Origin of the sequence: Streptomyces sp. NPDC101776 (assembly GCF_044766845.1) — a bacterium.
Lineage (GTDB): Bacteria > Actinomycetota > Actinomycetes > Streptomycetales > Streptomycetaceae > Streptomyces.
The window spans coordinates 75,414-88,950 of sequence record NZ_JBIWMV010000004.1; the positions used below are offsets into that span (position 1 = coordinate 75,414).

8 protein-coding genes, 1 tRNA gene and 1 other RNA gene are annotated in these 13,537 nt (G+C 71.6%); 1 reads left to right on the plus strand and 9 read right to left on the minus strand.

Annotated elements, in window-relative coordinates:
- Positions 1-29: 29 nt before the first annotated feature.
- The 5 genes from ACIRRY_RS15475 to ffs all read right to left on the minus strand — a co-directional run bounded on the left by ACIRRY_RS15475 (position 30) and on the right by ffs (position 8,870).
- Positions 30-1,580: a N,N-dimethylformamidase beta subunit family domain-containing protein gene (locus tag ACIRRY_RS15475; protein WP_403972405.1), complete on the minus strand. Its 1,551-nt coding sequence runs from the start codon at positions 1,578-1,580 to the stop codon at positions 30-32.
- A 188-nt stretch (positions 1,581-1,768) separates the two neighbouring features.
- Positions 1,769-4,435 carry a hypothetical protein gene (locus ACIRRY_RS15480; protein WP_403973588.1) on the minus strand — a complete coding sequence of 889 codons (2,667 nt, stop codon included), beginning with the start codon at positions 4,433-4,435 and terminating at the stop codon, positions 1,769-1,771.
- Between the two features lie 301 nt (positions 4,436-4,736).
- Positions 4,737-6,002 carry a phosphoribosylamine--glycine ligase gene (gene purD, locus ACIRRY_RS15485; protein WP_403972407.1) on the minus strand — a complete coding sequence of 422 codons (1,266 nt, stop codon included), beginning with the start codon at positions 6,000-6,002 and terminating at the stop codon, positions 4,737-4,739.
- Between the two features lie 276 nt (positions 6,003-6,278).
- Positions 6,279-8,615: a DNA polymerase III subunit gamma and tau gene (locus ACIRRY_RS15490; RefSeq protein WP_403972409.1), complete on the minus strand. Its 2,337-nt coding sequence runs from the start codon at positions 8,613-8,615 to the stop codon at positions 6,279-6,281.
- A gap of 156 nt (positions 8,616-8,771) precedes the next feature.
- Positions 8,772-8,870, minus strand: an RNA gene (gene ffs / locus ACIRRY_RS15495) — signal recognition particle sRNA small type.
- Between the two features lie 71 nt (positions 8,871-8,941).
- On the opposite strand from ffs, the gene ACIRRY_RS15500 reads away from it, so the two are divergent.
- Positions 8,942-9,029, plus strand: a tRNA-Ser gene (locus ACIRRY_RS15500).
- A gap of 63 nt (positions 9,030-9,092) precedes the next feature.
- On the opposite strand, the gene ACIRRY_RS15505 is transcribed toward ACIRRY_RS15500, so the two are convergent.
- From ACIRRY_RS15505 to ACIRRY_RS15520, 4 genes are all read right to left on the minus strand, one after another.
- Positions 9,093-10,379 (minus strand): tyrosine-type recombinase/integrase, encoded by a 1,287-nt coding sequence (locus ACIRRY_RS15505; protein WP_403972411.1) that lies wholly within the window; start codon positions 10,377-10,379, stop codon positions 9,093-9,095.
- An 85-nt stretch (positions 10,380-10,464) separates the two neighbouring features.
- Positions 10,465-10,680 (minus strand): excisionase family DNA-binding protein, encoded by a 216-nt coding sequence (locus tag ACIRRY_RS15510; RefSeq protein ID WP_403972413.1) that lies wholly within the window; start codon positions 10,678-10,680, stop codon positions 10,465-10,467.
- Between the two features lie 485 nt (positions 10,681-11,165).
- Positions 11,166-12,641, minus strand: coding sequence for an ATP-binding protein (locus tag ACIRRY_RS15515; RefSeq protein ID WP_403972415.1), 1,476 nt, complete (start codon positions 12,639-12,641; stop codon positions 11,166-11,168).
- A gap of 2 nt (positions 12,642-12,643) precedes the next feature.
- Positions 12,644-13,516: a bifunctional DNA primase/polymerase gene (locus tag ACIRRY_RS15520; protein WP_403972418.1), complete on the minus strand. Its 873-nt coding sequence runs from the start codon at positions 13,514-13,516 to the stop codon at positions 12,644-12,646.
- Positions 13,517-13,537 lie beyond the last annotated feature (21 nt).

The following is a 13,537-nucleotide window of genomic DNA, read 5'->3' on the forward strand; positions in this document are numbered from 1 at the left end:
CCTGAGGTTGGTCGTCCCCGTACGTCCGGTCAGTCGTGCTTGCAGATGCGGTCCAGGAGGTTGGCCGTGGCGCGCTGGACGCGGGCGTCCACGTGGCCGGGGCGGTCCAGGGCCGGTGACCAGGCGAAGGTGCCGGAGGCGAAGACGAGGGAGCCGGACGGCGCCCGGTACAGGGAGGTCTCCTGGTGGCGGAGGGCGCCCTCGCTGTCCGCGTACGGGGAGTGGGCGAGCAGGATGCGCTCCTCGTGCGGGGGGAGCTGGGTGCGCGGGAAGTACCGGTCGGCCTCGCCCGCGACCAGGCCCTCGATCGGGTCGCCCTCGCCTGCGCCGGTCGCCTCCCACAGCCAGTGGTCGGCGTTGCGGACGATCAGGGGGTGCGGTTCGGGCACCCGGCCCGCGTACTGGATCCCCACCAACTGCTGCTCGGGGCGGTCGACTTCGCGCCAGAGCACCGGCTTGCCCGGGCCCCGGCGCTTGCGGCAGGTGAGGAGGCGGTCGGGGACGCCGGACGGGGACGGCCCCAACTCCACTTGCCAGTACATGGTGTTGGCGGAGAGGAAGACGAGGGACGTGCCGTGGTCGCGGGCGCGCTCGACGGTACGGCGCATCTGGGTCGACCAGTACTCGTCGTGGCCGGGGAAGACCAACCCCCGGTAACGGGTGGGGTCGACGCGGCCGGAGTGCAGGTCGCGGGCGTCGGCGTAGGCGAGGTCGTAGCCGTAGCGCTCGGCCCAGCGGATGAAGTCGTAGGCGTGGCCCACGTGCAGGGGCAGGCCCGCGCCCGCGTACGGGCGGTCGAAGGAGAGCGTCGTCGCGGCCTCGGACTCGCCGAGCAGCCGGCCGTCGTCGTCCCAGGCATGGTAGAGGCTCGCGCCGGTGTGGCCGTCCTCCGGGTAGAGGTTGTAGGCCTGCCAGGTGATGTCGGGCAGGAGGAGGAGCAGGTCGGCGGGGTGGTTGTCGCGGACCGTGAACGGGATGTGGGAGCGGTAGCCGTCGGCGGTGGTGAGGACGGCCACGTAGGCGCCGATGCTCCAGTAGCTCGGGATCTGCAGGCGCCAGGACAGCCACCAGTGGTGGCAGGAGACCGTGCGGTCGGCGGTGAGCGGCGGGGGCTGCACGATGCCCGAGAGGCGGGGGCTGGTGGTGATCTTGGCGGCGCCGTCACCGCCGTAGTGGCCGATGCGGTAGACGTCTACGGCGAATTCCTGGGGCGGGTCGACCGTGACATGGAAGTCGAGGGCCTCGCCGGGGGCGACCGCGCCGGCCGAGGTGAATCCCTTGATCTGGCGGTGGACGTCGTCGGCGGAGCGGGGGGCGCCGCCGGTGGAGGCGGGGGTGGAGGTGCGGGGGGCGGGGAGCCTGGGAGCGTTTCTGCCGGGGGTGCGGGCGGGGTTGCGGGCGGAGTCGTGGGCGGAGTCGTGGGCGGGGGGTGGGTCCACGTACCAGGGGACGACGTGGCCGGTGTCGTCGAAATAGGTCTCGCTGCCCCGGAGCCAGGGGACGGGGCCCTGCCCGAAGGGGTCCGTGACGGCGTGCGCCAGCGCTCCCGACTCCCAGCGGCGGATCTGCTCCGACCCCATGACCTCACCCCTCCCTCGTGCCCCCGTGGTGATCCTTCGTTCAGCTGTCGTATGTCACGCGCTCTTGCCATGCACGGGATCGGCCCCAGCACATCACATTAAGCACTCACTCTGTCACTGGTCGTTGCTAATTGACCAAAAGTGGAGCTCGGGGTTCCGATACGGGTGGGCGGGCGAGGGGCGCGATGTCAGACGAGCCGTACCGGCTTCTCGGGGCGTATGCCCAGGTCCATCAGCCAGGCGCGCAGCGGTGCCGGGTCGCCGTCCTCCACGAGGCTGAGCACCCTCGGGGCCAGATCCGCCGCTCTTTCGCCGTTCACCAGCAAGGTCGGTCCGTCGAGCCAGTCGAGGCCCGGGGTCGCGCCGGCCGTGTCCATCGCGGCGCAGCACACCATCGCCGTGACGTGATCGGCGAGCAACTCCCGTCCTGTGCGCGGTGGTTGCAACGGGAAGAGGGGGAGCATGCCGTCGTCCCAGAGCGCGGTGTCGGGCCCCTGCCCGGTCGGCGCCGAGCTGACCGGCGGGGTCGCCGCCTCCTCCCGCGCCAACTCCGCGGTGAGGCCTGCGGCGAGGGCGGCGCTGTGGGGGGAGCAGGTTTCGCCGAGGTCTTCGTCGTCTTCGGCGGCCATTGCTTTGTAGGGGTGGGGGGGAGGGGGGGTGGGTGAGGGGGGGTGGGGGCTGGTGGGGTGGGGGCTGGTGGGGTCGGGGCTGGCGGGGTCGGGGCTGGCGGGGTCGGTGGCTTCCGTCGGCTCGGTGACGTCGGCGAGCTCGGTCGGCGGCGGGGTGGGGGCGTCTGTCGAGGGGGGTGGGTTGTCGGCGTCGGTGCGGGGGGCGGTGGCGGTGGGCTCGGTGCCATCGGTGCCGGTGCCCGTTCCTGTGCCGGTGGCGGTGCCCGCGCCCGTGGCGGTGGTTCCTGTGCCGGTGCCTGTGCCGGTGCCGGTGCCTGTGTCGGTGCCGGTGCCTGTGTCGGTGCCCGCGCCCGTGGCGGTGGTTCCTGTGCCGGTGCCTGTGTCGGTGCCGTCGAGCTCGGTGTCTTCGGCGGCCGGGTTCGGCTCCGGGTGCTGGCCGGTGCCGTCGGTTTCGGTGGGTCCGCCTACGCCAACGGGCGCTGGGGGAACGGGCGTTCCGTCGAAGGCGGGACCATCGGCCGCCTTGCCGGTGTCGGTCGCGTCCGGCTTCTCGGACCTGCCGGAGGCATCCGGCTCGGGGCGCCTGTCGGAGCCAATGGCAGCCGGGGAAGCGGTGGTTCCGCCGACCTCAGCGCCGTCTCCTCCAGCGCCTCCGTCAGCCGTATCCGACTCCGTGAACCCGCCGGAGGCATCCGTCCCTCGGTGCCCGTCGAACTCAACGCCCCCCAGGGAAGCCGCAGTTCCCTCGATTCCGGCGCCGCCGACCCCCTCACCTCCGTCGGCGACATCCGCATCCGCGTGCCGGCCGGAGGCATCCCTCTCAGGGCGTCCGTCGAAACCAACCGCCCCCAGAGGACCGGCAGTTCCACCGACGCCGACGCCATCAGCCCTCGCGACTCCATCCGCCGCGTCCATCTCCCCGTACCGCCCCTCCGCCGTCGGGTCCGTCAGGTGGTCCACCACTCGGGCCAGGGTCGGGGCGTCGTGGTGGGGCGGGGTGGGGTCGGGGGCGCGGCGGACGCCGAGGGTGTCGAGGACTCGGTGGAGGCGGGCCGCGTCGGTGCGCCATTTGCGGTCGACGACCTCCTCCGGGTACTCCTGCCAGTCCACCGGCGCCCAGTCGGGACCGGGCTCGGCGGGGCCGCCGTGGAAGAGGCGGGCGGCGAGGAGCGAGGTCGCCTCGTCGATCGCGCCGGGCTCTTCGAGCAGGTCGCAGGCGGGGCGCTCACCCAGGCGGGAGGCGAAGCCCTCGGCCAGCCGGTCGCGGCGGGACAGCTCCGTGAGCGCCGCCACGACGCCCGCGTCCAGCCGGGACGGCCAGCGGCCCATCCGCCACGCGGGCAACGCGACCCGGGTCAGCAGCCGGTCCCAGCCCGCGTACGCCAGGCCCACCTGTTCCTGCGCGACGATCCGCAGGCCGTAGTCCACAGCCTGTGCACGCTCGGCGGCCGCGGCGGCCACGCCCCGCTCCATCTCGGCCGCGTGCCCCCGGCAACTGCGCAGCAGCAGCCGGGCGACCCAGCCGACACCGGCGAGCACCGAACGGAACACGGGGGCGCGAGGTGCCGAGGTCACGGCCACCGCCGCGTCCAGGCCCCGTACGAAACGGCGGGCCGCGGCTATGTCCGGGTGCGCCGAAGGTCCCGTACCGGCGACCACAGGCGCGAGCACCGCGCGCAACTCGCCCACCCGCATCCACCACAGGAACGGCGAGCCGATGACGAGGACGGGCGCGACCGCCGTACGACGGGAACGCCCCGGGGTGAGGCCGCGTACGCCGGTGATCTCGTCGCCGCTCTCCTGCGGGGGCGGGCCGTGGGACGGGTGGGTGCGGTCCTCCAGCCAGCTGTCGCAGTCCGGGGTGAGCGCTATCGCGGACGGCGCGGGCACGTCGAGGCGGTCGGCCAGGTCGCGCACCAGGCGATACAGGTCGGGGGCCGACTCCTCGGCGATCGCGACCGTAGGACTCACGGCCGGGCGGGAGCGCGCGACGACCAGCGCGATCGCGCCGGCCGCGAGCAGCACGACCATCGCGGTCACGCCCATGATCCAGCGGGCGAGATCCCAGCCCCGGCCCATGAGATGGCCGGTGGAACCCCCGGCGAACAGGATCACCGCGCCGGCGGCGGGCAACAGGGCGACGGCCAGCGCCCGGCTGCGGATCCGCAGCACGGCCAAAGCCCGGGAACGCGCCGCCTGCGCGCCCGCCTCCACACCCATCCCCATACCGGTCACGACCGGACCTCACCCCCTCCGTGCTGTCCCGCTCTGCTGGCGTTGCTCACTCCCCCACTGTGGCACCCGCCACTGACATCGCAATGCCGGTGGGCCAAGTGCCGGAACGCTTGCGCCGCACCATAGTTGGGGCCCCGGCCCCCGTCAGCCGGTTGGGGCATCGGTCACTCGATGGAATGGCTCAGGGGAAAGGTGGATGACAGAGGGCAAGGGTGAGGGCATGGTTCAGGCCCCGATTCCTGAGACGGAATCGGGGCCTGTCGGGTTCATCGGTGCGCGGAAGCGCTTGGGGCTACTCGCCCGCCGCCGCCTCTGCCGCCGCCTTCGCCGCGATGTCCGTACGGTGCTGGGAGCCGTCGAGCCGGACCCGGGTCAGGGCCGCGTACGCGCGCTCGCGGGCCTGGGTGAGATCCGTACCGGTCGCCGTGACGGAGAGGACACGTCCACCAGCGCTGACGATGTCGTCGCCGTCGTACCTGGTCCCGGCGTGCAGCACGTACGCGTGCGGGGCGTCCTGCGCGGCCACCTCGTCGAGGCCGGTGATCGGGTCGCCGGTGCGCGGGGTGTCGGGGTAGTTGTGCGAGGCGATGACGACGGTGACCGCCGCGTCCTCGCTCCAGCGCAGGGGGGCCAGGTCGTCGAGGGTGCCGTCGGCGGCGGCGAGCAGGACGCCGGCCAGCGGGGTCTTCAGCCGGGCCAGGACCACCTGGGTCTCGGGGTCGCCGAAGCGGGCGTTGAACTCGATGACCCGCACACCGCGCGACGTGATCGCGAGACCGGCGTAGAGCAGGCCGGAGAAGGAGGTGCCGCGGCGGCGCATCTCGTCGACGGTCGGCTGGAGGACCGACTGGAGTACTTCCTCGACCAGCTTCGGGGCGGCCCACGGCAGTGGGGAGTACGCGCCCATGCCGCCGGTGTTCGGGCCCTCGTCGCCGTCCAGCGCGCGCTTGAAGTCCTGGGCGGGCTGGAGCGGGACGACGGTCACGCCGTCGGTGATCGCGAACAGGGACACCTCGGGGCCGTCGAGGAACTCCTCGATGACGACGCGTTCGCAGGCGTCCGCGTGCGCCTTCGCCGCATCGAGGTCGTCCGTGACGACGACTCCCTTGCCGGCGGCCAGTCCGTCGTCCTTGACGACGTACGGCGCACCGAAGGCGTCGAGGGCCTCCGCGACCTCTTCCGGGGTCGTGCAGACATAGGAGCGGGAGGTCGGAACCCCGGCCGCCGCCATCACTTCCTTGGCGAAGGCCTTGGAGCCCTCCAGCTGCGCGGCCTCCCCGGAGGGGCCGAAGACCGGGATGCCCGCCTCGCGTACGGCGTCGGCGACCCCGGCGACGAGGGGGGCCTCCGGGCCGACGACGACCAGCTCGGCGCCGAGTTCCGTCGCCAGCGCGGCTACGGCTGCGCCGTCGAGGGCGTCGACCTGGTGCAGCTCGGCGACCTCGGCGATGCCGGCGTTGCCGGGGGCGCAGTGCAACGCGGTGACGTCGGGGTCTAGGGACAGGGAACGGCAGAGGGCGTGTTCGCGGGCACCGGTACCGATGACGAGGACCTTCACGGGGTCAGCCTAGGTCACGGTGAGGGTGGGGTGGGTCGGGGTGGGGGTTGGTGTGGGGGTTGGCCGGTGGAGGGGGCGGGGTTGCGGCCGGGTTGCGGCCGGGTTGGGGGTGGGGGGCTTGGGTTGGGTGCGGGGTGCGCGTTCGTGGGGGCTGGTCGCGCAGTTCCTCGCGCCCCTAAAGACGTTGGGGTGGGCGCGCGCTCGTGGCGGAGCCGCATGTCTACACAGCCCCGCGCCCCTGAGGGCATGGGGGTGGGCCGGAGGGAAGGGGGTGCCCTACTCGTTGGTGAACTCCTCCATCACCGTTGCTCCCAGTTCCCGGACGATCAGTTCGTGGCCGGAGAGGGCGGACTCGTCGAGGTCGGGGTCGTCGTCCTCGGGGGTGTCGTCCTCGGCGGAAACGGTGCGGGGGGCGGGGGGCGGCGGGGCAGCGGGAGGTTGGGGCTGGGCGGGTGCCTGGGCCGAGGGGGAGTTCGTGGGGTTCGTGGGCGCGGGGGTGGGCTGGGGGGTTGCCGGGCGGGGGGCGGCCGCCGTAGCGGGGCCGGGGTTGCCGTAGCCGCCGGGCGCAGCACCGCCGTAGCCACCCGCCGCGCCCCCGCCACCGCCGTAGGAACCGCCCGGCTGCGGGGGCGGGGTGCCGCCGCCCGACGGGTCGACGATCGCGTCGATCTTCCAGGTGACGTTGAACTGCTCGGTCAGCGCCTGCTTCAGCACGGCCTCGCTGCCGCTGGTGTTGAAGTTGTCCCGCGCACCGGCGTTGACGAAGCCGATCTGGAGGGTCGTGCCGTCGAAACCGGTGACCTGCGCGTTCTGGCTGAGCAGGATCCAGGTGAAACGGCGGCGGTTCTTCACCACCTCCAGGATGTTCGGCCAGAGCATGCGGGGGTCGAGGCTGCCGGCCGGGGGTGGGGTGGCGGCGGCTTGGGCGGGGGGTGCGCCTTGTGGTGCGAGGGCCTGTACGGGTGCGGGGGCGGGGGTGTTGGGGGCGGACGGGGGTTGGCCGCTGCCCGCGGGTGTGGCCGTGGGCCAGCCGCCGGGGCGGCGACCGCTGCCTGCGGCTGTGGTGGTGGGCCAGGCGCCGGGGGCGGAGGCGGGGGCCGAGGGTTGTGCTTGAGGCTGCGCATGCGGCTGCGGCTGCGGCTGTTGGGGTTCTTGGGCGGGCGGGGCCTGCTGGGCGTAGGTCGGTGCGGGGGCCTGTTCCAGCGGCGTCGCGGGCGGGGCCGTAGCGGCGAAGGGGGCACCACCGGGGGCGGGGCCGGGTGCCCCTGGACCTCGTACAGCTGCGCGCGCGGCGGCGACACCACCGCCCGGTGCGACGGGTGCGGCGGTGATGCCACCCCCGTGGGCAGGGGCAGGGGCAGGGGCAGGGGCAGGACTGGGGGCGTGGGCGTGGGCATGGGCGTCGGGTCCGGGGGCGTAGCCCATGGCGGGTGCGCCACCACCGCCCGCGAAATTGACGCCGCGTTCCAGTCGGTCGAGGCGGGCCATCACCGACTGCTCGTCGCCGTAGGCGGCGGGGAGCATCACCCGGGCGCAGATGAGCTCGAGTTGGAGGCGCGGGGAGGTGGTCCCGCGCATCTCGGTCAGGCCGGTGTTGACGAGGTCGGCGGCGCGGCTGAGTTCGGCCGCGCCGAAGGTGCCGGCCTGGGCCTGCATGCGTTCCAGTACGTCGGTGGGGGCGTCGATGAGGCCCTTGTCGAGGGCGTCGGGGACGGCGGCGAGGATCACCAGGTCGCGGAGGCGCTCCAGCAGGTCGGCGACGAAGCGGCGCGGGTCGTTGCCGCCCTCGATGATGCGGTCGACGACCTCGAAGGCGGCGGCGCCGTCACCGGTCGCGAAGGCCTCGATGACGGAGTCGAGGAGCGAGGCGTCGGTGTAGCCGAGCAGTGAGGTGGCCATGGCGTATGTCACACCGTCGGTGCTCGCGCCCGCGAGCAACTGGTCCATGACGGACATGGAGTCACGCACGGAACCGGCGCCGGCCCGCACGACGAGGGGCAGTACGCCCTCCTCGACGGGGATGTCCTCCTGCCCGCACACCTGGCCCAGGTAGTCGCGCAGGGTGCTGGGCGGCACGAGCCGGAAGGGGTAGTGATGGGTGCGCGACCGGATCGTCCCGATGACCTTCTCGGGCTCGGTGGTCGCGAAGATGAACTTGAGGTGCTCCGGCGGCTCTTCGACGACCTTGAGCAGCGCGTTGAAGCCGGCCGGCGTGACCATGTGGGCCTCGTCGATGATGTAGATCTTGTAACGGCTGCTCGCGGGCCCGAAGAAGGCCTTCTCGCGCAGCTCACGGGCGTCGTCCACACCACCGTGCGACGCGGCGTCGATCTCGATGACGTCGATGGAACCGGGTCCGTTGCGCGCGAGGTCTGTGCAGGACAGGCACTCACCGCAGGGTGTGGGCGTGGGCCCCTTCTCGCAGTTCAGACAGCGGGCCAGGATGCGCGCGCTCGTGGTCTTGCCGCAGCCTCGCGGCCCGCTGAACAGGTACGCGTGATTGACCCGGTTGTTCCGCAGCGCCTGCTGCAACGGGTCGGTTACATGCTCCTGCCCGATGACCTCGGCGAACGACTCCGGGCGATAACGGCGGTACAGCGCGAGAGACGACACGCGTACGAGGTTATAGGCGCCCACTGACAACGGGGGCCGGTGGCGAGCTTGCCGCAGCCTTGGCCGCGAGACGCAGAGCCGGCACCACAAGGGGCCACAGCGGCACGAGCCACAGCCACAGCCACAGCCACACGAGCCATAGCCACAGGCGCCGGGAACGCAAGCGCCCCCCACGCACCCGCCAGAGCCAACCTACCCTTGCTGCCTTCCGGCCCTGGGGGAGTTCAGTCAGATAGCGCCGCGTGAGGGGCTCCGCACAGGCTACAGGATCTGAGCGGGGGGAACGAGTTCGCGAGCACTCCTCAACGTCTTGTATTGTTTGCCGCGGAGGATTCGCCTAGTGGCCTAGGGCGCACGCTTGGAAAGCGTGTTGGGGGCAACCCCTCACGAGTTCGAATCTCGTATCCTCCGCCATTGCTCTCACCGGGCAATACGTCGAAGGGTCCCACCGCGAGGTGGGACCCTTCGATGTTGTCCTCAGGCCCCGTTGTCCTGGTTTTTGTCCACAGCGGGTGTCTCCGGGGGTCCCCAGATGGCTTCGGCGATCTTCCGGGCCACGTCCTTCAGCATCGCGTCGGGCACGTGCAGGTACCGCGCCCTCATGCTGTCGGAGGTTCCCGGTTCCCATCCCATGATTTGGTCGATGACGCGGGCGGGGACACCAAGCAGCATGAGCACGGTGGCGGCGGTGTGCCGGGCGTCGTGCAGCCGGCCGTCCCGAACCTTCGCGTCCTCCAACAGCCGCTTCCAGTCGTGGTAGTCCGTGTTCGGGCTGAGGGGGCCACCCAGCAGCTTGGTGAACACGTAGTCCGACTCGACCCACAGGTCACCGGCCGCCTTGCGTTCGAGCGCTTGCGTCTCGGCATGCGCACGGAGCATCGAGACCAGCGGGCCAGGCAAGGGCACGGCACGCCGGCCCGCCCGGGATTTGGTGTTCTTGGTCTCGCGCCGAACCTGCACCTTGGCCGGGCAGTACCCCGCCTTTCGGCCGCACGGCGAGGCCTCCGGGCACCCGTGCTCGTACCGGGGGCGCAGGCGGTTCCGACGCAGCTTCAGGTACTCGTTGTCCAGGTCGACATCAGACCAGCGCAATCCGAGCGTCTCACCCTGCCGAAGTCCGAGCGCCAGCGCCAGCATCCAACGGGCGCTGTTCCGACGCCTGTTGGCTTCGAGTAGCAGGCACTGCACCTCGTCCACGGAGTAGGGCTCTACCTCTGATTCGTCCTCTTCCATCCGTGGCGGCTTCGCCAACGCGGCGGCGTTCTTCGCCGTGTAGCCGCGCCGTACCGCCTCCCCCAGCGCGGTCCGGGCGGTGCGGTGGGCCTGGTGAGCCGTACCCGCCTTGCGCGCCCCGTTCGCCTGCATCCGGCGATACAGGCTCTCCAGGTGCTCGGGTTGCAAGCGGTCAAGGCGGTGCTTGCCGATGCCAGGAACGAGGTGGACACGAACGGCGACCTCGTAGCCGTCGTACGTGTTCTCGCTGACGGTCGGCTTGGCGATGTTCTCAACCCAGTGCTGAAGCCACTTCTCAACCGTCCACGGCTTGCCGGGCTGACTCGCCGAACCCGCGTCACGCTGCTTCTCCAGCTTTTTGACTTCCTCAACCAGGTCCTCGCGCGTCTTGCGCGTCAGGTGCCGGCGGTAGGGCTCCCCGTTGTCCTTGTAACCCATCGGTACGCGGGCGTGCCAACGGCCGTCCGCCCCGAAGTAGATGGCCGTTTCGCCGTTGGCACGGCGAGTGCCCTTCTTCTTTTTCTCTGCCACAGGCAGGCTCCTGTTTCTTGCGCGTCGGGATGGAGACCGGGGCGGCGGGCTGTCCTGTCCGGGAGTGCTGCCGCCCCGGGCGTGGTCAAGCGGCTCGTTTGGCCGCGCGTCGGCGGGCGAGGTATTCGGCCGGTGCGTCTGCGGGGACGCGACGGAGACGGCCTATGTCGATGGACTCCAGTTCGCCGGTGCGGATGAGTGCGAAGCACGTGGTGCGGCCGATGCGGAGGCGGCGGGCGGCTTCTTCGACCGTGAGGAGTACGAGGGTGTTGTCGAATGCGTTGGCAGGGGCCGTGTCCATGCGGGGATCTCCCAGGGGCGAGGAGTGGGCTTGGGGGCCTTGCGGGGTGGCGGATGGTGCGTCTGTCCGAGGTGTGGATTTCTGCGTCATTGCGTCATCCGCGTCATTCAGGCGCCTGACCTGCGACTTTGGGTGACGCAGGGGGCGAGGTCTGCGTCATGGGTGCGTCATGGGCTGCGTCACGGATGACGCGGTCCATGACGCAGATGACGCAGGATGACGCAGGCGCGGCCGTCTACGTCATGGCGGTAGCCGCAGGTCAGGGGCCGTTTTCCGGCCCGTGTGACGCAGATGACGCAGCGTCTTCCCTCTTAGGACAAAGAGAGGGGGTGTCTGTCGTAGTGCGCCACCGCTCAGAACGTGAAGAAGGAGCCGCTGCGCGGCGCGACCTTGGCGCGGCGCGCTGCGCCGAACAGCAAGAAGAGCACCCCCGCGCGAGGTGACTGGTGCTCTTCTTGCTTGTCCGCGCGAGCATGGGGAGCGGGTCAGTACATCCGCTGTTGCTCGTGCGGGGGCGCCAGCGCGGGGCGGGTCATTTCCAGGTACCGGCCCTCACTGGTTCGGCCCGTGTCGATGAGGACGCCCCGGGCGGCGAGGGTGGGCTGTAGGCGCTTGAGACGGTCGGAGAGCACCTTGCCCGTCGTCGGCCACCCCTTGGGCAGCGGGCGGCAGTCGTCGCCGCTGTAGCGCTGGCTGAGACAGGTGAGCCACTCCGTCGACGTCATCCGCTCCGCCGTGCCTGGCTCGATGGTCTCGGCGTGCCGGAGGACGGTCTGCGCCAACAGGTCGCCCTCGATCACGTCGTCGTTCAGATCGTCCAACCGGGCCCGGTACGCGGCCAGCGCCCCGAGCCCGGTCGCCGCATCGAGCTGCGCGCACAGGTGGGCGAAGTCCGCCATCCGCAGGTCGGTGGGCGTCGCCGCGTCCACCGACCGGACCTTGACCGTGAGGTCGAGCAAGGACCCGAGCACGACCGGCAGCACTTCCTTGTACTCCGCCCACAGTTCGGCCTCAGTCCGCCTCACGCGGGGCCGTTCCAGGCGCAGCGGCAGAAGCCGTTCCGCGAGGTCGGGCCGGATGACACCGACGTCGATCCCGGTGAGCAGTAGCGGCCGGCGGTAGCCGACGCGGAACACGTCCCCGTCCGTGAACAGGGCACGCTTGACGCTCTCGGCTCCGGTGACGATGCAGCACATCGCGTCGGACAGGTCCGGCGTCATGTGCGAGAGGTTGTCCAGCGCCGTGACCCAGCCCGCCGCGACCGCCGCGATCAGGTTCTCTTCGTCCTTCGGGGCCCGGCGCAGGTCCCCGCTCATGCCCTCGATGATCCGCACCAGCATCCGCCCGCCGGTCGACTTCCCGGCGCCCTGGGGGCCGGTGAGGAACGGGGCGGGGACGGGGACGGACGGACCGAGGCAGCCGATCAGCCACGCGATGGCCAGGCACTCAGTTTCCGCACCGGCGAAGTTGCACAGCCGCATCAGCAGATCGATGCCCTTGCCGTTCGTGTCCTTGACGGGCAGCGGCACTTCCCCGGTGAGCTGGGTACGGCGCCAGCACACTTCCTGCGGGTCGGGCGTGAGGATGTCCCAGCCAGCCGGGTGGATACGCACTGACTGCCCGTCGTCGCGGCCCAGGTCCAGCCACGTTGCCCCGTCGAAGCCGGGGGCGACGCGGATATGTACGGGCTGTACATCCTCGGTCAGCGCGAGCGCTTCGATCAGGTCCAACGCCTCTTTCAGCGCGGTCCCGTTGAAGGCGCCGCGTCCGTCGCGGTAGAGGCCGACCATGAGTTCCTGGCGGTGGCTGCCGGTGGTGCCCTGGGAGCGGATCGGGCGGGCGATGGGCTGGCCGTTGCGCTGCGCGTACACGGTCCCGTCCGGCGTGCGGAAGTAGCGGAAGTGGGATTGCGCGTAGTCGGTGATGATCTGGCGGGCGGGGTTCTTCTCGTCGTCTGCCATGGTCACAGTCCCAACGTGGTGATTGCGTTAGTCCACGCGTCGGTGCAGTGCCGGGGGGTCTCGCCCTTGGCCTGCGCGGCGGTGAACAGCCGGGCGACGTGCGCTTCGGTGAGGCAGCCGCACCGCCCGTGCGTGGACAGCACCGCGAGGAACGTTCGGTAGACGGTCGCGTGCACCGCCTCACGGGCGCCGGTGATGCGCTGCTCCGCCATCGCGATCCCACGGTCCAGGAACACGGGCGTACGGTGACAGCACTCCCCGCTCTGGCTCCCCAGGGATGCTGAGACGGCCTGTGGCGCCCTACGGGCCGGTGAGGGGTCCGTTAGTGCCAGGGCGCGCACAGAGTCCGGGAGAGCGACCATGGCGCCGCGGCCCAATCCGAGCCAACGGGCGTATCCCATAAGGGACTTGATGTCCACGCCGGGCCGGACCTTGTTGGCGGACGGCATGACGCCCCGGTAGATCCAGTGCTCACCGCGCGTCGTCGGCACGGTCCGAGTCGCGGGCAGGGTCTCGCGGGCCCACGCGATGGCCGCCGCGTTGTCCAGGTCGACTACGGTCAGCCCGGCGCCTCCGGCGTGGTAGGCGACCGCCGCCGCCCGACGCCATGCCGCCTCCCACTGGGGGGAGTTGAGGACGTGCGGGTCGGTGGTGGCGGCGGCCCACGCGTGGCAGACACCGGGGCAGGTGCAGGGGCCGGGGGTCTTCATGTTGGGCCGGCCGCCGCACGCGTTCTTCGCGCAGGTGCGGCAGTTGCCGAACGGCACCTTCCCCGCCCGCAGGGGCAGGACGGGGACACCGGCCGCCGCGAGGGACAGCGCGGTGTGCAGGTGACTCCCGTCGACGGGGCGCCGGGCCTTGCCGTCAACTGTCATGCTGTTGGTCTCCTGTTCTGC